Here is a 22542-nt window from a genome sequence, read left to right on the forward strand (position 1 = left end):
TTAATTAGCTTAATACCATATATCACTTACAACTTTAATTTCTTCTTTTGCATCCTCTATCATTTGTTCCAATTTGTCTGCATACTGTATCATACCAAACTTAGTAATTGTTTCAGCAGGAATCCCAAGAAAATCAAAAGCTGTTATTAAAAAAGGAGTTGCGAAATTAACACTTTTATAAGGTTCCAATCCAAAATCACTTCCACTTGTTATTAATATCAAAGCTTTTGTGTTTTTACAGAATCCTTGAACGCCAGTTTCTGTATATCCAAAAGTTTTCCCAGCTTGTATAACTGCATCAAACCAAGCTTTAACTGTTGCAGGTACAGAAAAATTATACATAGGAGTTGCCAAAACAACAAAATCTGTGTCCAATAATTGTTGCATCATTTTATCATTTTTAGCTAAAACTTTCTGCTGCTCATCAGTAAGTTCTATACCACCAAAATTTCTATTTACATAAAGATTCAAATTTTCTTTTAATAATAAATCTGGAGCTTCTTCTGCTAAATCAACAAATGTTATTTCTGTTTTATCTTGATTATTTTCTATAAAGAAATCAAGCATTTTTTTTGTGTTTGAATTATCTCTTGGAGTGTAACTTAAAACTAGTGTTTTTTTCATTTTAATATTCTTTTATTAGTATCAACAAATTTATATTAAATTTGCTATACAAAATATAGCACTATACTAAAGTATATCAGTATCCTTTAGTATACCACCTTATTAAAGTACATCTAAAATGAGCACAAAAAAGAGTGAAACTACTATTTATACTCCAACAGAATGTAAAAAATTTATTCTTCCTGTTCGAGATGTTATAGATATAATTGGGGGGAAATGGAGATTACCAATTATTATAGCTCTTTCTTTTAAAATTCATAGATTTAAAGAATTAGAACGCCAAATTGAAGGAATAACTCCCAGAATGTTATCTAAAGAACTAAAAGAGTTAGAAATAAATGGATTAGTCAATAGAGAAGTTTTTAATACTATGCCCGTTACTGTAGAATATAGCCTTACAGATTATGGAAAATCATTAGATAAAGTAATTGAAACAATGAGGGACTGGGGATTAACTCATAGAAACAAAATAAGCAATGAATAACAACGATGACTAACATTGGCTATAATAAATAGAGTGCAAAATACTATATTTAACTAAGTACTAAACCGAAACGATAGTCCTTATTACCCAAACTGCGTTTCTTAAACTAAACATTACCAATAAAATTGAAAAATAAAATTCACATCCTTATTTTTATTGCCGTTTTAACAGTAATGTCATGCAGTCAAAACTCATACGAAAAGGAATTAAATGGAAAGTGGTATGGATTAGAAAATGATGGGTACACAAGATTTTTCTTTTACCCAGATAGTCTTATTATAACAGAATTAGGTTCTCAAAACGTTCAATGGACAGCTAATAACGCTACAATAGAATATAATTATAATTTACGTTTTGGCCCTTCTGCCAATAGTATTAAAAAATTTAAAACAGCATATATTCTATCTAAAAGCAAGGATACACTTTTTTGTAAAATCAAAGATTCAACTGAAGAAATAAGTTTCAGTTTGATGAGAGCAGACAATTATTTGAATTTTTTAAGTAAAAAAAATGAGGTTGACTTTGAACTTCCCAGTAATACTAAAATTGAACATTTTGACCTGGACGGGAATTATGGCTTTAAGATATTTATCGGGACTAAAAATGGCACTCTAAAAATTATGACAGAATACGGTAACGGACTTGATTCGATCCAATCTGACATTCTAAAATTTAAACAGAATATTAATCCTCAAGAAGAGTATGAAAAAAGAATATTGAACTATAAAATTCATTTTAGAGTATTCGCTGACAAATCAATTTCTAATGAAAAGCTTAACAGCTATATTCAAGAATTAGATGGCGGTGAAATAAATAGAGTATATCGGATTTATAAATCGGAAGAATATGAAAATCTTAGATACTTGAGAGGAGAGCGGATAAACACTAATGCCAACATAAGCTATATAAAATAGAGTACAAAGCGCTATATTTAAAGGCTTTTGCGTATTTGCTAAGCCAGCCATTTTTTTTTGATTTGGCTTTAGAACAAAAAAAGTAAAATAAAAATTTGGGGCTAAGTACGTGTCGCAAAATAAACCATTGAGCATCATTTAAAAAATCGAACTCTAAAGTTAAAATTTAAGAAAAAATGAAAAAGAAAATCTTATTTATTGGATTCGGAATTTTCCTGTTAGCGTTTTTACTATATTACGTAAGTTGGTCTTTTTCTCCCGGAAGTTATGGCAAAGCTGAAGCATACGAGCTACCTATTTCCGAAAAAACTTTAATTGAAATAATAACAACCGTAAAAACAGAAAATAACCTAAAAACAAACAGTTTAAACGACCATAAAAACGGACATTGGTATTCAATTTATTTTGAATATAAAGACAAGAAGCAATTAATACACGCACTTACCAGACCAAAAAACGAAACAAATACAACATTGTACTTTTCTGGCTATAAAAGCAAAGAGGATCTTGGAAATTGGATTGATGCAAACGAATATTTTTGGTGGTGGAAAAACTCAAAAGTCAAAAAAGAATTTGAATCTAGAATTTTGGATAAAATTAAAGACAAAATAAAAAAGCAAAAGCCGAACACCGTAGCTAATAACAATTAGAAATTAACTCTTAAACAAGAGCTCAGCAGCTTTAATTTAAGTCCTAACCCTTACCGTAACCTTGTACTAATTATGAAAAACTTAATATCTATTTTAGCTTTAGTTGTGTGTTTTTCTTCCCTAGCACAAAACAAAGATTTGAAAACAGAAAAAGATGAAGAATTCATCTACAAAAATATTTTAGGAAACAATCAGGTTGCAAATTTTACAGGTATTGGAGCTAGAGCTAATAAAACTGTAACAAATGCTCTATTAATAAAATCTGTAGATAGTAGCGCTATTGAATACCGAATTGAAACCTTAATAAACTGGAAGTCTCAAAAAGATAAAAAAGGAATTGCAGTTTTAGATACGTCATCACTAAACAGCGAAAAATGGAAAATTAAAAGCAAAGATGATCGTTTAAAACCTGCCTTTAGATTTGTAGATAAAAGAAGTGATTGTATAATAGAGATTCTAATATCAAAAAAAGATTACAAAAACTCAATAGCACTAGTAACCAAAATTTGTAACGAGAAATCTACGATACTAACGGCGAAAATGAGGTATAAATAAAAGGCTCAGTCCAAGTTATTAATTTATAGTTTATTACCTTTAATTTAAGTCCTAACCATTGCCGTAACCTTGTACTAATTATGAAAAACTTAATATCTATTTTAGCTTTAGTTGTGTGTTTTTCTTCCTTAGCACAAAACAACCATTTAACAACGGGAAATAGCGAAAACTTAAATGAATTATTTTCTGCATATACTACAGCCGAAAATGGTCTTAACTATCGTAAAGAACCAAATATAAACTCCGAAATTTTAGGCACGTTTAATTATGGAACTAAAGTAGCTATTGTTGAAAATAAAGATCGCTCACTATTCTGGATAGACGACCAAAAACGCGGAAGTTTATATGGAAAATGGGTTGGAGTAAAAAAAGATTCCTCTGTTGTTTATGCTTTTAATGCCTACCTATACAAATCGTCACCCGAAATTGAAAATAAAATAAAAATAATAGACGGAAAATTAGAAGTGATCCATAATGAGGTAAGAAATATTGATTCAAACAACCACATAACAATTGAAATGCATATTCAAACTTCAAATCACCTTGCAAATTATGTACTTGTGAAACTTGAAACCACTAATAAAATAGTCTATACACATAAGATTAAGCACTTGTTTAAAGAAAATTATGAGTTAAAAAGAACTAAAGATACAAACCCAATATTTGAATATTTTACCTTATTTGATGAATGTCCTAGCCAAGAGTATAAAGAAACATTTACAATCAGAAAAAATAAAATCATAAAAATTAGTGACTATTATAATGAGGCAGATGAAGAATAACCAATAAAAAGACCTATTAATTTTAAAATGCTACTCTCTAATTTATTTATGGCTATTTTGGTCTTTTAAATGGCCTTAACGGCATACAATATTTGGATTCTGTAATTAGTGCAACGCAACCAATAAAAGTAAAACAAGACCATCTATATGGTTCGTACAACCTAACAGATACAAAATTAATAGAACTCGGTTTGTTTGCGTATAATTTAGTCTTATTTAAAAATCAAAAGAATAACAGTAGCTGTATAAATCATAACAAAAATAAATAGTATAAATAACTACACAATACTTATAAAACTGCATTTTAGTAGTACCATTTATAAGCTATAGAATTAAAAAAAAGTAATGAATTTAAAAGAACCATACGCCTTTTTCTCTTTAATAGTGCTTCTAAATATTGCTGCTTATTTGGCCAATATTGGCATTAGCTATTTTTGGAATAAAGCTTTTAAGTACCAAACAACAATTAATAAAAAGGAAGTTTTATCTTCTCTACTTACCCTATTTATAAATATTACAATAGCTATTCCTGGCTATATATTATGGACAAAGGGCATAATTACATTTTCTAGCCTAAATATGTGGTTCACTTTTATACTTCTTTTTGTGGTTATGGATCTTCTAATGTATCTTTTACATTGGGCATCTCATAACATACCACTTTTAAAAAAAATTCATTTAAAACACCATGAACACACAGATAGCTTTAATTGTGTAAGCCTGTATTATATGTCGCCTTGGGAGTCCGTTTTATTTGGAGTATTACTAACTGTAATTGCAATGGTATTACCTGTATCTATCTATGGTTTTATAGTATTTCTTATTTTCAATTGGCTTTATGGCGTTATAACACATTTAAATAACAGTGCTAACAATCCGTATTTCTTAATTTTTACAACCAATAATTTTCATAAAAATCATCACCATTTATTTTTTAAAAATTATGGCTTCTATACTTTTTTTTGGGATAAACTCTTTAAAACAGAAAAGAGCGATTAATAGCTAAAAACAAAAGACGATTAGGCTGTTGTCTAGTATCTTAAAATGGATTCTGATTGTATTATTTTTTCCATTTTCATTAATTTTTATCGCATATTAGATGCTGAAAAAAAGCTCAAATAAAATTTAATGCAACACTATAGATATGAGAATTTTTAGAATTAAAATCCTGGCACTTATTTTAGTTGCATTTTCTAGTAGTTGTATTTCTATAAAATCTACTGCAACTGAAGAACTAGTAGAACTTAACAACGCTACTATTTCCAAGTTTAATGGGACTTACTCTAACCTAGCAAAAGATAAATTAGAAACTGAACACGCCTCTTTATGGAAACAAATGAAGTTTTTAAAAAAAGACACAATCCCGAATTGGGAAGAACATAAAATTGAATTAGAAGTAAAGAACAGACACAGAATAAAAGCCAAATTATGGCATAAGAACGTCCTAGTTTCCGAAAGAATGCTAAGAGGCAGAATTAGGAACAATCATTTTTCTGTAAAAAGACAAATTAAAATAGTTGGTGTTCCTTTTATATTCTTTTTTACAAGTGATAATAAGTACGAAATAGGACTTACCAAAGACAAGCAGTTAGTACTAAACAGGGCTACAGACGATATAGGAATGCTATTTCTAATGTCTGCCGGTAAATCTGAGCAATTTAACGCTGTCTATACTAAAGAATAATACAAAATAAATTAGTAAATGCCCATAGAAAACATACCCGAAATTTACATTGACAATCCTACCAAAAGCAAAGATATCTTTGTGTACGATTTTAAAATGACCAACGATGTTGTAAAAAGCAAAGTTAATTTAAGTATGAATATGTTTAGCTTTCTTCAGGTAGGAAAAAAGCAAGTGCATTTTGCAAATACCTCTAAGGCTGTAAATAGCGAACAATCGTTGCTCTTAAAAAAAGGAAATTGGCTTTGGACAGAGTTACTAGATACAGAAACCATTTACTATTGCAAATTGTTCTTTTTCTCTGAAAAAAAACTAACCGAATTTTTAAGCAAATACACCAAAAACGTAAAGCCGTATCAAGAAAAGGTGCCTTATTTTGTAATAGAAAACGATGCCTATATTGCGTCTTTTATAAGCTCGTTATCTTCTATCACCTTTGAAGACTCTCCTTATTGCGATGCTATATTAGCCCTTAAATTTGACGAAATACTATTGTATTTACTAGATAAATATGGCAACGAGTTTGAGCATTACTTACACGCATTAATCTCTAAAGAAGTGTCGCCTTTTAAAAATATTGTAGAAGACAATATACACTCTAATTTAAAGCTAGAAGAGATTGCGTTTCTATGTAATATGAGTTTATCTACCTTTAAAAGGCATTTTACAACAGAGTATAAACAAGCGCCAGGAAAGTGGTTAAAAGATAAACGTCTACAAAAAGCAAAAGAACTTTTACAAGGAGGCGATTTAAAAGCGTCTGATATTTATTTAGAGGTCGGTTACAACAACCTGTCTAACTTTAGTGCAGCCTTTAAAAATAAGTTTGGAGTTAGCCCAACCGATATTTAAAAATTATCATTAATTCAGTTCATTCGCAATTAATTAAGGTTTAATCAACAGCGGTTATTATTATTTGAGCTGTTTTCATAAGTTATTGAGCCTTATCAATAAATAAATAACTCCTACTCCATTATACATTTGCATCATAATTACAAACGCTTGTTTTTTCAAGCTTCATTTAAAAACAATTAAAAAATAGTAATATGGCAAATGTAACAAAACCCGAATTTAAAGCGAAGTATGGTAACTTTATCGGAGGTAAATTTGTTGCCCCTATAAAAGGGCAATATTTTGAAAACAGATCTCCTGTAGATGGTAAAGTATTTACCCAAGCTGCCCGCTCTACACAAGAAGATATCGATCTTGCTTTAGATGCAGCACATGAAGCGTTCCCTGCCTGGAGTACTTCTTCTGCTACAGAACGTAGCAATGCGTTATTAAAAATTGCTCAGGTTATGGAAGATAACCTAGAGTATTTAGCAACTCTAGAAACCATAGATAACGGTAAACCAATTCGTGAAGCTCTTGCTGCAGATATTCCTTACTGTATAGATCATTTCCGTTATTTTGCAGGTGTAATCCGTGCAGACGAAGGTAGTATATCAGAACATGATAAAGACACTGTTAGTATTGTATTACACGAAGCTGTTGGTGTTGTTGGAGAAATTATCCCTTGGAACTTTCCAATGTTAATGTTAGCTTGGAAAATTGCTCCAGCTTTAGCTGCTGGTTGTACTGCAGTTGTAAAACCCGCAGAACAAACACCTACTAGTGTTATGATGTTGATGGAACTAATTGGTGATATTTTACCAGCTGGCGTATTAAATATTGTAACTGGTTTTGGTAAAGAAGCTGGTGCCGCTTTAGCAACGTCTAAACGTATTGCAAAATTATCGTTTACAGGTTCTACAGAAACAGGGCGTACGGTATTACACAATGCAGCAGAAAACATAATTCCTGTAACTATGGAATTGGGTGGTAAATCTCCTAATATTTTTCTTCCGTCTGTAGCAGATAAAGATGACGAATTCTTTAGCAAGGCTATTGAAGGTGCATTAATGTTTGCCTTAAATCAAGGTGAAATTTGTACGTCTCCATCTCGTATTTTAGTACACGAAGATATTGCAGATCGTTTTGTAGAAAAAATGCAAGAACGTTTAAAATTAGTAAAACCAGGAAACCCATTAGATCCAGAAACGATGATTGGTTCTCAGGTATCTAAAGCACAATACGAAAAAATTCTTAACTATATTAAAATTGGTATAGAAGAAGGTGCTACTGTATTAGCTGGTGGTGATGCTGGTAATTATGAAGGTGAATTATCTGAAGGTTACTACGTACAACCAACCGTTTTAAAAGGAGATAACAAAATGAGAGTCTTCCAAGAAGAAATTTTTGGCCCTGTTGTAGCCTTAACAACTTTTAAAACTACGGAAGAAGCAATTGCTATTGCAAACGATACACCTTACGGTTTAGGTGCTGGTGTTTGGTCTAGAGATGCACACGAATTATACCAAGTACCACGTGCTATACAAGCAGGTAGAGTTTGGGTAAACCAATACAATACCTATCCTGCACACGCTCCTTTTGGTGGTGTTAAGGAATCTGGTTTTGGTCGTGAAAACCACAAAATGGCCTTAGATCATTACCGTGTTGTAAAAAACATGCTAATCTCTTACGATAAGAAACCAATGGGCTTCTTTTAATTAAATTTTTCTAATGCATAATATAGGGCAGGTTTCAGTTTTGACTGAGACCTGCCTTTTTTAATACGACATCAAAATAAAACCAGAAGACCCTAAATTTTTCTTCACGAATATACATTCCCTCCTTTTAAATATAAAGTGTCTAATACGTCATAAGTCAAGTATTTCTATCTTAGTGAAAACAAAGATTTTTTATGAGGATGAATAAAATTTTAACGATTCTAGTTTTGGCCATCTTATGTACAGCCTGCACAAAAAAAATAGGAAAAGACAAATTAGATTTAGAAAACTTTAGCCTAAGTTTTAATGTAGATGATTTTTATGCAGATGAAATAGCAAAAGAAAAAACGTACGAGTCACAAATAGTTCAAATTTATAACGATGAAAAAAAAGAAGAAGACTTTGGAGATGACTTAGTAACTATGTGGGATTTTTTTTCAATAACTACAGATACAATTCACATAGGTCATTTTTATGACGATAAAAAAAATGATATTGTTGGTATAGATTATACGATGGGATCTTGGCGTGTTAACGATAGCCTAGCCTATTACAATAAAATGTATTTTGAAAAAATTAATATAATGAAAACTTCTGATGATGATTTTATTGCTTTAGCTGCTACAAATGAAAGTTATGGTGTAGAAAATTTCGAGAACTTATTACGCTATATAACCAGTAAGCACGGAGAACCTAAAATAACTGAAGATATTTCTGGTTATTATTATTTGTACTCTTGGTTAATAGATAACAATTTAGTAGCTATAACATCTACACGTGATAATAAAAATAATACATTAAACCTAGATCTTATTATAAACAAAGGTAATGCTAACCTAGACACCGTTAAAAAACCAATAGTAAACACAAGATTGTTTGTAGTAAATAAAAAATACAAAGAATCTATTACTGGACAACAATGGAGTGGAGATTGGATTTATCTAAAGCTAAAATAACCAATACGCAACTCTAATAAATATGAAAAACAACATAAAACTACTACTGTTAATATTACCTTATTTTCTATTTAGTTTTACTACACAAGAAGATCAATTAAGCTATTTTGTTACAGCTAAATCTGGGCTTAATTACCGTGATGATGCAAACGGAAAAATACTAGGAAAACTACCCTACTTAGCAGAAGTAAAAATTGTTGCATACACAGGTGTTTTTGATGAAATTAAAGACGAAAACAAGCTCATAAAAGGAGAATGGGTAGGTGTACAGCAAAACAATAAAACCGTTTATGTTTTTAATGCATTTTTATCTACATCCAAAGTAGAACTTAACCAAGAACAAAAAACTATTCCAAACAACGATCAAGAAAATTTATATGCAGGGTTTAAGTTGTTTAATCTAAATGCTAATAGCGATGTAGAAAACTCACCAGGCTTTGTAAATCTATCAGAATTACTAGACTACGAAGAAGAACAAGGTGTGTCTATGGTTCCTCAGAAATATTTAGATAGTATAAGCAAAGAAGAATCTAGAAGTTATTTAAAAATAGAGGACACTTACAGAGATTACTTTTTTAAAAATACAAAAATAGCTAAAACTGATAAATTGTTTATTTACAATTATGAGTTAGATGTACTTTTAACTTTTAATCTAAAAGATTTAGATGTTGTAATTTATTTAAGCCCCTACGAAGGTCACACTAGCGGAATTACCGATAGTGATTACATGTATGGTTTTAAAATTGATGCAAAACACCTGAAAAATTGGGGCTATTATTATCAGAACTCTTTTGTTTATTTAGGCAAAGAAAATCCGTTTACAAGAGGTAAAATGAAACCTATGGTATGGACAAGGATTTCTCCTAGTCAATTCCCTGTAGACTTAAAACAATACGACGTTAACATAGATCAAAAACTTAAAGGTTTATATACATTCATAAATGATGATTTAACGTATTACTATTCAGATTATGGGCATTTAGTTGTTTTAGATGCTGAAAAAAAAGTGAAGCTTAACAAAATTCTATACCAAGGAGAGTCTGCTAGTTTAGCTCCAATTTCTATAGTAGGAGAAGAAAGTTCTGAACTAGAAAAAAAACAATGGGCAGGCACATTATTTAAAGACAAACCCTCTGTGTTATTTGGTTTTCATTACGTATCGTTTGGTTGTCCGGCTATAACTGTCTTAGATGGTAAGTCTAGCTATATTCGCATTCTTTGCGACAATAGACATTAGTAATAACAACCAAACATATTAAAGTTTAAAAATAAAGTTGTATTTTACTAGAATGTTACAAAGTCAAAGAATACAATTTAAGCCCTTAAGTACAACCTACAAAAAACCATTAGAAGACTTGTTTTGCAAAAATCCACTTGTAATGCAAAACACGTTAAAAGGGCGCGTTTTAACTGCTAACGAACTACAAAAAATAGTTGAAGATGATTTTATTACCACAATAGATGAAACTGTTGGTTTCTGGTGCTTAACCAATAAAGAAGATAATGCCTTTATTGGTGTATCTGGTTTATTAAAATGCAATTACCTTGGCAAAGAAAGTTATGAATTTGGTTTTATATTAGACGATAATTTTTGGGGGAAAGGCATTGCTACAGAAATAGGAGAATTTTGGATAGACTATGCTAAAAACCAACTTAAACTAGATGAAATCTTGGCTACGGCTAGCCCAGAAAATCACGCATCTAGGAGAGTATTAGAAAAGTTAAACTTACAAATGGTACGCCAGTTTACCTCTAAAGAACGTGGAGCAAGGTTATTGTTTAGTAAAAAACTATAATTTACACCCTTACTTGTCTAACCAGATTTTAAAGTTTTTAAGAGCAAACTTACTAACGAGTATAGGTTTTGTGCTTGCGTGGGCAACCTTTAAATGCAATTCTATTTTTTGAGGACTGTGTTTTACAATTTTTTTTATGGCATTTATATGTATAATATAATTTCTGTTCACTTTAAAAAAGACTTCGGTATTTAGTTTTTCAGATATGTCTCGTAAGGTGTCTTTATACAAGTAGTTTTCTGAATTAATTGTAAATAGAAATAAATTTTTTCCTTCGCTATAAAAAAAAGCCACATCTGTGCTTTCTATAGATTTTAAATGATGTCCAGAATTTACCAAAAAGCGTTCTTGCAACGTTTTACTCTCTAACGCCTCTATTGACTTAGCCGTATTGTAAAATGAAAAATTCTCTTTTATTTGTGTATACTTTTGCAAAGCTGTAATTACATCTTGCGACTCAAAAGGCTTTAATAAATAGTCTATTGTAAAGTGTTTAAAGACCCGTATGGCATAATCATCATAAGCCGTAGTAAATACTATAGGAGCTGTGATATTTGTTTGTGTAAAGGCTTCTAAACTTTTGCCGTCACCCAAATGAATATCCATAAAAATTAAACTTGCTTGTGTGGTACTAAAAAAAGACACCATTTCTTGTACAGACGTTAAATGCTTTATTTCTGTAATAGGAACAACGGTCTGTTTATTTAATAAACCAATAAGATAATCTGCTGCTAAATCTTCATCTTCTACAACAACTACAAGCATATTCTTTTTTTATCAAAAAAAAAAAAACCCGATAGAACTATCGGGTTTAATTGGACAATAATTGTCCGTCGACTAACTCGTGAATACTATAATTCCGGGTTATTAAATCTTGCAGCCTCTGGAAAAGGCAATGTATATCTTGGATCGTTTTCTATAAGTATAAAATCTTCTCCGTTTATTGTATGTGTTATTGTTTTTTGGTTGCTTCTACGTAAATCAAACCAACGGTGCCCTTCTAATGCCAATTCTCTTCTTCTTTCTTTATATAACTCTGATAAAAATGTTGTAGAAGACATACCATCTATAGCCATTGTTAAGCCAGCCATATAAGAGGTTTGGTATCTGTTTTTAACGAAATCTAACAATGTAGCTTTGGCAGCGCCTAAGTTGTCTAATTTAGCTTCTGCTTCCGCTTTTGACAATAGCAACTCTGATACTCTAAACGAGCATTTAAGTTCTTGCTCACCACCTTTAGCCGCTTTGTAATTACTACCATCTGCTGTAAAATACAATCCAAATCTTAAATCGTTTGTAGTATCATAAATAGCCAGCAAATCTGGAGAAATAGTAGAACTGTTTCTAACTCTAGAATCAAACACATCCTCTAATGCCATAATAGACTCCGCAGATGTATATAAATTTGGTAGTTCTGGCGTATCATTTAAATTTACAACAGAATTGTTTAGTGCTAGTGCTGCATTAATTGCTGTTAAAGCAGCTTCGCTATTATTCATATAGGTGTGTACACGGGCTTCTAAAGCTAAAATTGCAGTTTTTGTAAATCTGTAATTTAAACCAGCATCAAACTTTGTAACATTTAAAAGAGACTTTGCTGTTGCTATATCCTTTAAAACTTGGTCATAAACTGCCTGTACAGATACTGGTGTAAAAACCTGTTCTAAATCTATTGCTAAGGCCAAAGGCACTGCTAAGTCCGTAGTTGCTGTTGCTGCATTGTATGGTTTACCATAAAGGTTAACTAGATCAAAATGGGCATATGCACGTAATGCATAAGCCTCACCAATTAATTGATTTTTTTCCTGAGACTCTTCAATGTTTGTAGAGCCATCTTCTATAACGTGGTTGGCATAGAAGATAGAATTATACATTTGTATGTAAGGGTACGGCGTTGTTTGCGGATCTGGATTTGCATCTTTCCAAGAATAAATATCTTTATAATCAGAAAAATTGAAGCTATTCTCATCTAAAACCAACTCATCTGCTCTATAGGTAACTACAGATTTTTGCTCAGGAAAAACTCTATATCCTGTTGTTAAGACAGCTCTAAATTCTTCTAAAGTTTCTGGTATAACTTTTCCTTCTGGTTCTATTTCCAAATAATCGTCACAACCTACCATAAAAAGAGTAAGTAAAGCCAGTATATATGTTTGTATGTGTTTCATAATTTAATTTTTTAAAAAGTTACATTTAAACCTAAGGCAACTGTTTTTGAAATAGGCTGCGCGTAGATATTTCCGTAAGTTTCAGGGTCAAAATAACCATCATAATCAGAACCAAACACCAATAAATTTCTTCCTTCAAGACTTAAACGAAAACTGTTAATATTCAACTTAGAAGTTAAAGATTTAGGGAAACTGTAGCCTACGCGCATACTATTAATTCTTACATAACTCATTTCTTTTACCCAGGTATCTAACAAGGGCATTGTTTCTATAGGGTTTATACCTCCAAACCATTTGTATGCCATCCAAGAATCTCCAGTTCCTGAAGTCTCCCCTACAATAGCAGGTAAATTACTTGCTGTATTTGTTGGTGACCAGGCATCTAAAATTCTTGCTGAGTAATTTTGACCACGATCTGTTTGTGTACCATTGTATGGTTGGCGCTCCACTACTGTCTGCTTTAAATTAAAGTTAGCAGCAACCGTAAAATCTAAATTTTTAAACTTAAATGTATTTATTATACCACCACTTAACTTAGGGTCTCTATCGCCCACATAGGTAAACAAGTTTCTAAATTCTTCATTACTTAATTCAGATTCCGTTAAAAATCCTGGGAAAAAATCTGCCCAAGGATCTTTTAATTTAAAAAGCTCAACAGCAGAAACTACCTCATCTCCTTGTTTAAATAATGGGTACCCATTTTCGTCTATACCTGCTGTTTTTAAAGCAAATACAGCGTTAACAGGCAACCCTTCTCTAGATGGTAAAAAACTATTTTCTCTTACCTGTATATTATCTACAGTACTCTTGTTATGAGAGATATTAATATTTGTAGTCCAAGAAAAATCTTTAGTTACAATGTTTCTAGTAGACAAGCTAATCTCGTATCCCTTATTGGTAACCTCTGCCCAGTTTAAGTTGGTAAATTCAAACCCATTTTCTAATGGTACAGAGCGCAAACCAATTAAATCTGTACTGTTACGTCTGTATACATCTGCAGCAATATTAATTCTACCATTAAACAAACCTAAGTCCATACCAACATTGGTATTTGTTGTTTTCTCCCAACGCAACTTAGCGTTTGGGGGCGATGTTACCACTATTGTTTCTTCAGATGTTCCTGGTAAAATGCTAGTTTTATCGTACTCACCAACAACAAAGGGAGACGTATTACGGTCTATATTACCTTGCAAACCATAAGATGCTCTAAAACGTAAATTGGACACAATATCACTAGTCTTTAAAAATTCTTCTTCACTAGCCAACCAAGATCCAGAAACAGACCATAATGGCAAGTATTTGTATTTAGGATCTACACCAAATAAGTTAGACCCGTCATAACGTACACTACCAAAAAATGTGTATTTACGATCGTATGTATAAGAACCTGTAGCGTAAAAAGAGGCATATGCATTCTCTGCTGTAGATTTCTCATACATCTTATATGTACTCTCGTTAGCAACGCTTTCGTTAGGGAAAATTATAGGCGTAGTAGTTAAAGTGTTACTATTGTACCCAAAACCACGACTCATAATATTAGTATATTTAGAGCGTCTAAACTCAGATCCTAACAAACCTTCAATTTCGTGTTTACCAAAACTAGTATCATAGGTTAACAATGATTTCCAGTTGTACTGAAAAAAGTCATCGTTCCAGTTCTGTATAATTCCACCTTCTGGCAAAAAGTAATAATAATCACTTATGCTAGAATCGTAAAGTCTACTCTTCTCGCGTTCTTTTCTAGAAAAATAAGTTTCTTCTGCTGCATATTTCTCTGTGCTTGTTTTATCAAACTGTAACCCTAATTGTGTAGAAAGTGTTAGGTCGTTTGTAATTTTATAAGCACCATCAAAAATAGCTTTTATAGCCTGATTTTTTAGATCGTAAGATGTATTTTGGCGCTCTTCTAAAAAGTTAAATGGTACATACCTACCATCTGTACCCTCTATATCTTGATCATAATTGTAAGAGCCATCTGCTGCGTAAGGTGTAAAATAAGGATTTACATTTCTACTATAATTAGCAGGATTTGTAAATGCATCTGTACCCGTTAAATATGATTCTTTTTTAGACTGAGAAAGAAAAATTGAAGCACCAGCACTTAAACGGTCGCTAATATCAAAATTATTTTTTAGAGTGATATTGTAACGCTCTAAACCCGTACCAATAGTAGTACCTTCCTCATCATAATACCCTAAAGAAAAGTAATAATCAGATGTGTCTGTACCACCAGAAATACCTAAACTATATTGTTTGTTTGCACTAGATTGATATAATAAATCTCCCCAATTAGCATTGTTATTTTTAAGTGAATTTATAGCCGTTTGTGTACCTGCATCTAATGAAGAAAAACCGTTAGTTTGGTACGTTCCTAATTCGCCCGAAGCATTTAAAATACGAGCAATTTCTCCTTTATTAGTTCTGTAATCTAAATCTGTACGTGCCGCTAAACCTAGTTCAAAATCTACTTTCTGCTGGGCATTCATTAGATTTAACTTGTCAAAATTTGGCTTAGAAGAAAAGAAAGTATTCGCAGAAAAGTTAACGCGCATTTTACCACTCTTACCTCTCTTAGTTGTAACTACTATAACACCATTTGCAGCTCTAGCACCGTAAATTGCCGTAGCAGCAGCATCTTTTAAAATCGTAATATCTTCAATATCACTAGGGTTTAAGCCCGCAATTGCATAGTTACGTAATTGGTCTATATTATCTTTATCACTAAAATCTGGTACATCGTTACCCTCTAAAGGCAAACCATCTACAACCCATAACGGATCTTGTGGTCCAGATAAAGAAGCAGTACCTCTAATTCTAATTTTAGCTGGCGCACCAGGAGCTCCTGTTTGTGTTGTAGCAACCACACCAGCAACTTGCCCTTGCAATAACTGATCTACACTAGCAACACCAATTTGCTCAATGTCTTCCATTTCTATTTTAGCAACAGAAGAAGTTAGTTTTCTTTTCTCTACCTTTTGGTATCCTGTTAGTATAACCTCATCTAAACTATCTATGTTTTCACTCAAAGAAATAGAATAGCTTTTTGCATTAGTTAAGTTTATTATTTTTGTCTGATAACCTAAGTAAGAAACTGTAATCTGAGTTACTGTAGTTGGAAGTTTTAAGGAGAACTTACCATTAAAATCTGCAACAGCACCAATAGATGTATTTTCTATTACACCAGCAACTGCCGTTTCATTAGCAATCATATTTTTAGAGACGTAAACCGATGCTCCAGGCAGCGGTAAACCATCCTCTGCTCCTAGTACCTCCCCGGTAATTGTTCTCGTATCCTGTGCCCAAGCTGCGGTAACAGCAAGGAAGAATAACGTAAAAAGGAATTTATTCATAAAGTTGGTTTTGGGTTAAAGTTAAAATTTTAGAGTGTTTTTAATGCGATAAATTAGATCATTATAATGTGCCTGCGTATTTGCATCACCTTTACGCTTCTTTTTTTCTAGCAATTGCAATACATTTTGTAACTCTTGACGTTTGTATGATGCAATTTCTGATGTACGCCTCATAGAGGTGTAATTAATATTACGTGCTTGCTTTTCTTCATTTAAAGCCACCGCACAAAAACTAGAATTTGTACTATTATCTAGGACGCTTACATTTTTAACGGTTGTCTTTTCCATTATATTTTGTGTATCAATAAGCAACACATCTACATAATTCTTCTGTGCCATACGTTCTAATACTTCTAGGGATTTCCCTTTCTGAGTTTTGCTAAATATGTGCGAACGTACATCTGCAAATAAGTCTTGCACCGTGTAACGTGCTTCTTGCTTAGGATTGTACAAATTGGCCTCTACCAAACGCAGCAAACGCTCATCTCCTAACAATTGGTACAGGGTATTGTATTGTAATTCTCTAGATAGGGTGTAAGGCGTATATTCAAACGGACCTATTGGTGAATCCTTAATTGCATATGTATGCTGCAATACCGGATTAAAAAACAACCACTCTGGCACCGTAAATACATTTTTATTAAGGTAAGCAATAGCATCTTTTTGCATATCGTAAGGAACAGGCTCATAGCTTTGCTTGCTATCTCCGTGCTGGGTTGTATTTAAATACACACCGCCAATATTATTTAGGACATGGGCATTGTACATATTCCACTGACCAATAACACCCATATACAACTTACCTGTATTGTAATAGTCGTCTCCTTCTTTAAACGTCCATTTTTCTAGGTTTTCTGCTACACGTTGTAAATTTTTAAGTCCGTATGTACTAGCAAGCATTGCATTATCTCCTAAATCTTCAGATTGTGACCTAGGGTCTATAGTGTTTTTATAAGGCTGCTGTTCGCCATAAAAATAAAGCGGATCGTTGTTATGACTGTCTACTAGCTCTTTAAGTTTTTGCTTTTCTTCTGATGTAGACTCAAACCATTGGTAACCCCACTGAATAGCATACATATCATAAACTCCAATTTTTGGTGTAATTGTAGTTACATTATCTTCTGGTTGTGCCACATAATTGTAACGAGCATAATCCATTATTGATGGTGCTGTACCACCCATTTTATCTGTAAATGTTTTAGAGCGAAGCGAATCTACAGGAAAACTATATGAAGACCCCATATTGTGTTTAAGTCCAAATGTATGCCCTACCTCATGAGAAGATACAAACCTAATTGCCTCTCCCATATGCTCATCATTAAAAACATTGCCTCTAGATTTACTATCTATTGGTCCTGTTTGTATACGCATCCAACTTTGTAAAGACGTCATTACGTTATGCCACCAAATAATATCTGCCTCTATAATTTCCCCACTTCTTGGATCTACAACAGATGGTCCCATTGCATTTGCCTTAGGTGATGCCGCATAAGTAATAACCGAATAACGCACATCATCTACATCAAAATCTTTATCGTTTGCATCTGGCTCTTTTGCTGTAATTGCATTTTTAAAACCCGCTTTTTCAAATGCAATCTGCCAATCTTTAACTCCCGCTATAATATAATTTCGCCATTGTTTTGGCGTAGCTGGGTCTATATAATATACTATTGGTTTTTTTGGTTCTACCAACTCACCTCTTGCATATTTTGCTATATCTTCTGCCTTAGGCTCTAAGCGCCATCTGGTAATAAGCTCTTGCTCTTTCATAGCTTGTTGCTTATCATTAAAAGACCAATGTTTTTCTGTAAAAAAGCCAACACGTTTATCTAACTGCCTTGCTTGCATAGGTGTTTTAGGTAACAAAACAATATTACTTGTTACACCCAACGTTATGTACATTGCCGCGCCACCCTCACTAACCGTTGTTGTTAATTGCGACTTAACCACTACGTTTTTAGGAAAGGTTTTTATTTTTTCTATGTATGATAAATCACTCTTAACACTACCTCCTAAACCAATGTTGTTTAGCACATCATTAAAGCTTTTCTCTTTACCGTTAAAGACTTTATTCGCCTTAATTAAAATGGCGTTTGTTTTAGGATTGTAGCTTTCAATATCAAATTTTTCTATAATAGATTCTGCAAAATTATCTTTTACAGACAATGTAATAGCATCTCCTTCTGGAGAAGAAACCATTGGCTTGCTTGTTTTTACCCAAATTGCTTTAGAAATACTATCCTTATGAAACGTTATTAACTTATTTTCATAATTCATTCCTTTATTAAGACCAGTCTCATTTATAGCCAAAGGCACTTGAGAAATTTTGTTTACGACCAAAAACTCTCTTGTAAAAAGGCTATCAGGAATCTCAAAATAATAATCACTATCAGATTTAATTATAGAAAACAAACCTTTAGTAATGGTTGCTTTTTCTATAAGTTTATCATAGTCCTTATACCCTTTATTAAGGCTATCTTTAGGTTCTTCCTTATCTTTTTTACTAGTGCTTTTCTGAGCAGAAACAGCAAAAGTACTTCCTAAGAAAAAAATAAACATTCCTATTTTAAGAATAGAAACGAACTGATTTTTACGCATAATAAAATTTTTATTTTGCCTAAAAATCTAGATTTTAGAAGATACTAACAAAAAAACAAGAGTGAGTGGATATTATTGCGGAGTGAATGGTTTATTTAACAACTATGTAAGGTAAAAAACATACGTATTGCTTATTTTTCTGATGATTTGTGAAATTGGTTACATTGTAAAATGAATAGATGTGTTTTAAATAATCTATACCAAAATGGTTGCTTTCTTGTGGCTTTACAATCGGCTGGTAATTATTTACGACTTCTATACCATCCTTTTTTAGAGTTACTGTAATTGTTAGCGGCTTTGTTTTGGTTACCTCATTATGCTTAATTGCATTCTCTACCAGAGTCTGCAAGGCTAAAAACGGAATATAGTACCCTTTTACCGCTTGCTCGTCTCCTAAAATAGTAACAAGCAAACTCTTATTAAATCGTGTTTGTTGCAAGTAAATATATTCATTTAATAAAGTAAGCTCCTTTTCTACTGGTGTAATATTATTTGCTGGGGGAGATATAAAATACCTATAAAGCTTAGACAATTTTAAAGCAAAAACCTTAGACTTCTCTTTATTAACATCTATTAGCATATACAACGCATTTAGAGCATTAAACAAAAAGTGCGGATTTATTTGCTCTTTTAACTGCTGCAACTGCAAAAAGGAACTTTCTTTTTCTGCGATCTCATTTTGTACAATAAGATTATTCTTCTCTTTTAATAGTCGTTCTTTTTCTATGTATTGATTTTTTATTCTTCGGTTAAAAAAATAGAATACAAACACCAATAGCATTGTAGAAATACCATAGATTAAAAAAGTATACTGTCTTATTTTAGTGACATTTTCTTCGCTTATATTTTTAGGAGAACTTACAGCAATATACCAAGAGGTTTCTTTTAGTTCTAAAGGCTGTAAATACCGGATAACATCTAGCTGTAAATAGTCAGATTTTACAATGGCTGGCTCCTCTTTACCCAGAGATAAACCAACAGTATCTTTAGGAGAAATAGAGCTAAATGAAAACACACTTTTTCCCAATAACTTTTCATCAGGGTGCAGTATACACAAACCATCTTTATTAAAAACATAAGCATAATTAATAGACTTAGAATCTACGTTAGCAAAATACTTTTGTAAGTTAGCCAAAGGAATATCATACCCTAAAAACAACGAATCTTTTGCGGCATTTAGAACCGTAAGTTTATTGCGCCAAACATATCCATTAGTAACCGGCACTATAACACTTTGCTTTTTTATAACTGACAAAGGCTTGTTACTGTTTGTAACAGAAAAAACAGTGTCTTGCAGTATTGCTATAGACGTTTCTGAAGCAGATTTTTGAGTAAAAGAAACTTGCTGCCAAGAAATAAGAGAGTCTAATTCTTCGGGCTGAAAAGAAACCCAAGTATTAAAATTATTTTGAAGCTCTACTACAGAATTAGAACTTTCTACAATAGTTTCTATTCGCCCTAAAAAACTCTCTAGCCGGTTTAGATCTGAGTACACATCATCGTATTTTTCCCTAAAATTACGTTTGGCTATATCCTCACTAACTATATTAATTTCACTGGTAATTAAATAACTCAAAGCTAAAGTGCTAAGCACAGTAACAATGATCATGACCAAGACCAAAGTGGTGTATTTAATTTTAGTAAAAAAGGTGGTAATCTTCATAAATAAAATAGTAGTTATTCTGCTTAATTGTGCAAATAAACAAAATTGAGTTTCAGCAAAGAAGATAGATTCTCTAAAATAAAAACCTTAACAAAAAATCAACATTAATATTTCTATAAAAACTGAATTGTTCTATACTTTTGTAATTCAAATAACAAAGTATACTTTATCTATTTCAATATAACAAACAATGGAAAACATAAAAGGACAAAAGGCTCTTATTACAGGCGGTAGTAGAGGCCTTGGCAAAGCAACAGCTATAGCTTTAGCCAAAGAAGGCGTTGCAATTGCGATAACAGGAAGAAATAAAGAAACATTAGAAGCAACAGTTACAGAAATTAAGGCCTTAGGCGTAGATGCAACTTATGCTGTTTTTGATGTTGGCAACCAAACTGAAGTTAAAAAAGGAATCAAATCTATTTTTGATGCTTTTGGAAGCATAGATATTTTAGTAAACAACGCTGGTATTGCTGCTTTTGGCTCTTTTAACGATATGGAAGCAGACCAATGGGCACAAATTATGCAAACTAATGTAATGGGAGTTTACTATGTAACTAAAGAGATTTTACCTCATTTAATAGAGAAAAACTCTGGCGATATTATTAATATTTCTTCTACTGCAGGTTTAACTGGTAACGCTAATACATCTGCATACTCGGCATCTAAATTTGCTGTTATTGGTATGTCTGAATCTTTAATGAAAGAGGTACGTAAAAACAACATTAGAGTTTGTACTTTAACACCGAGTACAATTGCTTCTGATATGTCTATTGATTTAGGTATTGCAGACAAAGATTCTAAGGATAGTGTATTACAACCTGAAGATTTTGCAGAGCTTATTGTTGCTGGTTTAAAATTGCCTAGAAGGGCTATGCTTAAAAATGCTTCATTATGGTCTACTAACCCATAAAAACAGATAAATATAAAGTATTGCGCTACCAACTTTTAGCGCAATACTTTTATCAAGTTTATGCTAAAAAAAATCTAATGACCACCAATATACCTTTAGAGAAAAAATTAAATAAACTTGAATCTAAAAAGAGTTTTTACATAGCTATAACAAACCACTACAAACCAATAACTGAGGATAAAATACCAGAAAGTATATTGTCTGATCTGTGCAAGTACTTAGCACGTTCGCTACACAAATCTTATAAGACATTAAGAAAAAGACATCCGCAGTCTAAAGAGCGGTATTCCGTATTTAAAACCACAGACTTATACTACCCATTTACACAACATTGCATTACTGATTTTTTAAAAGAAAAAGATGCTATAAATTACTCCAAGTATTCAAAAATTATTTTTCAAATGACAGAAAATGAATTTAAAGAATACGAAAAACAAAAACACGCTTACGAAACTAAATAGACTATGACACACGCTATAAAAAACGCCACTCTTTTAGTTCTTAATTACGATGATGCTATTACATTTTATACTCAAAAACTAAATTTTATTTTGGTTGAAGATGTACAACTTGGTGATGACAAAAGATGGATTACAATACAAGCAAAAAGTCAACCTGATTTTGGTTTAGTCCTATCCCTAGCTAGTTCTGAGTTGCAAAAAGCAACTGTAGGCAAACAAGCTGGTGATGGCGTTGCATTTTTTATGCAGACTAGTGATACCAAAAGAGACTATACCCTTTTTAGTAAAAACGGGGTTGTATTTATACAAGAACCTATAGAACAACCTTACGGCATTGTTGCTATATTTAAAGACTTGTACGGAAATAAATGGGATTTAATACAACCTACACCATAGTA

21 protein-coding genes are annotated in these 22542 nt (G+C 32.1%); 15 read left to right on the plus strand and 6 right to left on the minus strand.

Going from position 1 to position 22542, the window contains the following annotated elements; translation table 11 throughout:
- Positions 1-9: 9 nt before the first annotated feature.
- Entirely contained in the window at positions 10-624 is a 615-nt protein-coding gene (locus M4I21_RS16735; RefSeq protein WP_249560375.1) for an FMN-dependent NADH-azoreductase, read from the minus strand.
- A 118-nt stretch (positions 625-742) separates the two neighbouring features.
- On the opposite strand from M4I21_RS16735, the gene M4I21_RS16740 reads away from it, so the two are divergent.
- From M4I21_RS16740 to M4I21_RS16795, 12 genes are all read left to right on the plus strand, one after another.
- A complete protein-coding gene (locus M4I21_RS16740) occupies positions 743-1108 on the plus strand; it encodes a winged helix-turn-helix transcriptional regulator (protein WP_249560376.1) in 366 nt (121 codons plus the stop codon).
- A gap of 125 nt (positions 1109-1233) precedes the next feature.
- Positions 1234-2022, plus strand: a complete 789-nt coding sequence (locus tag M4I21_RS16745; RefSeq protein WP_249560377.1) for a hypothetical protein — start codon at positions 1234-1236, stop codon at positions 2020-2022.
- A gap of 176 nt (positions 2023-2198) precedes the next feature.
- A complete protein-coding gene (locus tag M4I21_RS16750) occupies positions 2199-2672 on the plus strand; it encodes a hypothetical protein (RefSeq protein ID WP_249560378.1) in 474 nt (157 codons plus the stop codon).
- A 72-nt stretch (positions 2673-2744) separates the two neighbouring features.
- Positions 2745-3227, plus strand: coding sequence for a hypothetical protein (locus M4I21_RS16755; RefSeq protein WP_249560379.1), 483 nt, complete (start codon positions 2745-2747; stop codon positions 3225-3227).
- Positions 3228-3307: 80 nt separating this feature from the next.
- Positions 3308-4009 (plus strand): SH3 domain-containing protein, encoded by a 702-nt coding sequence (locus M4I21_RS16760; RefSeq protein WP_249560380.1) that lies wholly within the window; start codon positions 3308-3310, stop codon positions 4007-4009.
- A 345-nt stretch (positions 4010-4354) separates the two neighbouring features.
- The gene (locus tag M4I21_RS16765) at positions 4355-5008 is read left to right on the plus strand and encodes a sterol desaturase family protein (protein WP_249560381.1); all 654 of its coding nucleotides are present in this window, start codon (positions 4355-4357) and stop codon (positions 5006-5008) included.
- A gap of 145 nt (positions 5009-5153) precedes the next feature.
- Entirely contained in the window at positions 5154-5693 is a 540-nt protein-coding gene (locus tag M4I21_RS16770) for a hypothetical protein (RefSeq protein WP_249560382.1), read from the plus strand.
- Positions 5694-5711: 18 nt separating this feature from the next.
- Positions 5712-6545: a helix-turn-helix domain-containing protein gene (locus tag M4I21_RS16775; RefSeq protein ID WP_249560383.1), complete on the plus strand. Its 834-nt coding sequence runs from the start codon at positions 5712-5714 to the stop codon at positions 6543-6545.
- Between the two features lie 194 nt (positions 6546-6739).
- Positions 6740-8242, plus strand: a complete 1503-nt coding sequence (locus M4I21_RS16780) for an aldehyde dehydrogenase family protein (protein ID WP_249560384.1) — start codon at positions 6740-6742, stop codon at positions 8240-8242.
- A 194-nt stretch (positions 8243-8436) separates the two neighbouring features.
- Complete coding sequence (locus M4I21_RS16785) at positions 8437-9198, plus strand: hypothetical protein (RefSeq protein ID WP_249560385.1); 762 nt, start codon at positions 8437-8439, stop codon at positions 9196-9198.
- A 22-nt stretch (positions 9199-9220) separates the two neighbouring features.
- Positions 9221-10435: a hypothetical protein gene (locus M4I21_RS16790; RefSeq protein ID WP_249560386.1), complete on the plus strand. Its 1215-nt coding sequence runs from the start codon at positions 9221-9223 to the stop codon at positions 10433-10435.
- 52 nt (positions 10436-10487) lie between these two features.
- Complete coding sequence (locus M4I21_RS16795) at positions 10488-10994, plus strand: GNAT family N-acetyltransferase (protein WP_249560387.1); 507 nt, start codon at positions 10488-10490, stop codon at positions 10992-10994.
- 9 nt (positions 10995-11003) lie between these two features.
- Here the strand turns inward: M4I21_RS16795 and M4I21_RS16800 are convergent, their stop codons facing one another.
- The 5 genes from M4I21_RS16800 to M4I21_RS16820 form a co-directional block, all read right to left on the minus strand.
- A complete protein-coding gene (locus tag M4I21_RS16800) occupies positions 11004-11759 on the minus strand; it encodes a LytR/AlgR family response regulator transcription factor (RefSeq protein WP_249560388.1) in 756 nt (251 codons plus the stop codon).
- An 86-nt stretch (positions 11760-11845) separates the two neighbouring features.
- Positions 11846-13162, minus strand: a complete 1317-nt coding sequence (locus M4I21_RS16805; RefSeq protein WP_249560389.1) for a RagB/SusD family nutrient uptake outer membrane protein — start codon at positions 13160-13162, stop codon at positions 11846-11848.
- An 11-nt stretch (positions 13163-13173) separates the two neighbouring features.
- Positions 13174-16512 carry a SusC/RagA family TonB-linked outer membrane protein gene (locus M4I21_RS16810; RefSeq protein ID WP_249560390.1) on the minus strand — a complete coding sequence of 1113 codons (3339 nt, stop codon included), beginning with the start codon at positions 16510-16512 and terminating at the stop codon, positions 13174-13176.
- A gap of 21 nt (positions 16513-16533) precedes the next feature.
- Entirely contained in the window at positions 16534-19110 is a 2577-nt protein-coding gene (locus tag M4I21_RS16815; protein WP_249560391.1) for a zinc-dependent metalloprotease, read from the minus strand.
- Between the two features lie 91 nt (positions 19111-19201).
- Positions 19202-20773 carry a sensor histidine kinase gene (locus M4I21_RS16820; RefSeq protein ID WP_249560392.1) on the minus strand — a complete coding sequence of 524 codons (1572 nt, stop codon included), beginning with the start codon at positions 20771-20773 and terminating at the stop codon, positions 19202-19204.
- Positions 20774-20963: 190 nt separating this feature from the next.
- On the opposite strand from M4I21_RS16820, the gene M4I21_RS16825 reads away from it, so the two are divergent.
- From M4I21_RS16825 to M4I21_RS16835, 3 genes are all read left to right on the plus strand, one after another.
- Complete coding sequence (locus tag M4I21_RS16825; protein WP_249560393.1) at positions 20964-21683, plus strand: 3-ketoacyl-ACP reductase; 720 nt, start codon at positions 20964-20966, stop codon at positions 21681-21683.
- Between the two features lie 77 nt (positions 21684-21760).
- Entirely contained in the window at positions 21761-22144 is a 384-nt protein-coding gene (locus tag M4I21_RS16830; protein WP_249560394.1) for a hypothetical protein, read from the plus strand.
- A gap of 3 nt (positions 22145-22147) precedes the next feature.
- Positions 22148-22540: a VOC family protein gene (locus M4I21_RS16835; protein ID WP_249560395.1), complete on the plus strand. Its 393-nt coding sequence runs from the start codon at positions 22148-22150 to the stop codon at positions 22538-22540.
- Positions 22541-22542: the final 2 nt, after the last annotated feature.

The organism is Cellulophaga sp. 20_2_10 (assembly GCF_023476645.1).
GTDB lineage: Bacteria > Bacteroidota > Bacteroidia > Flavobacteriales > Flavobacteriaceae > Cellulophaga.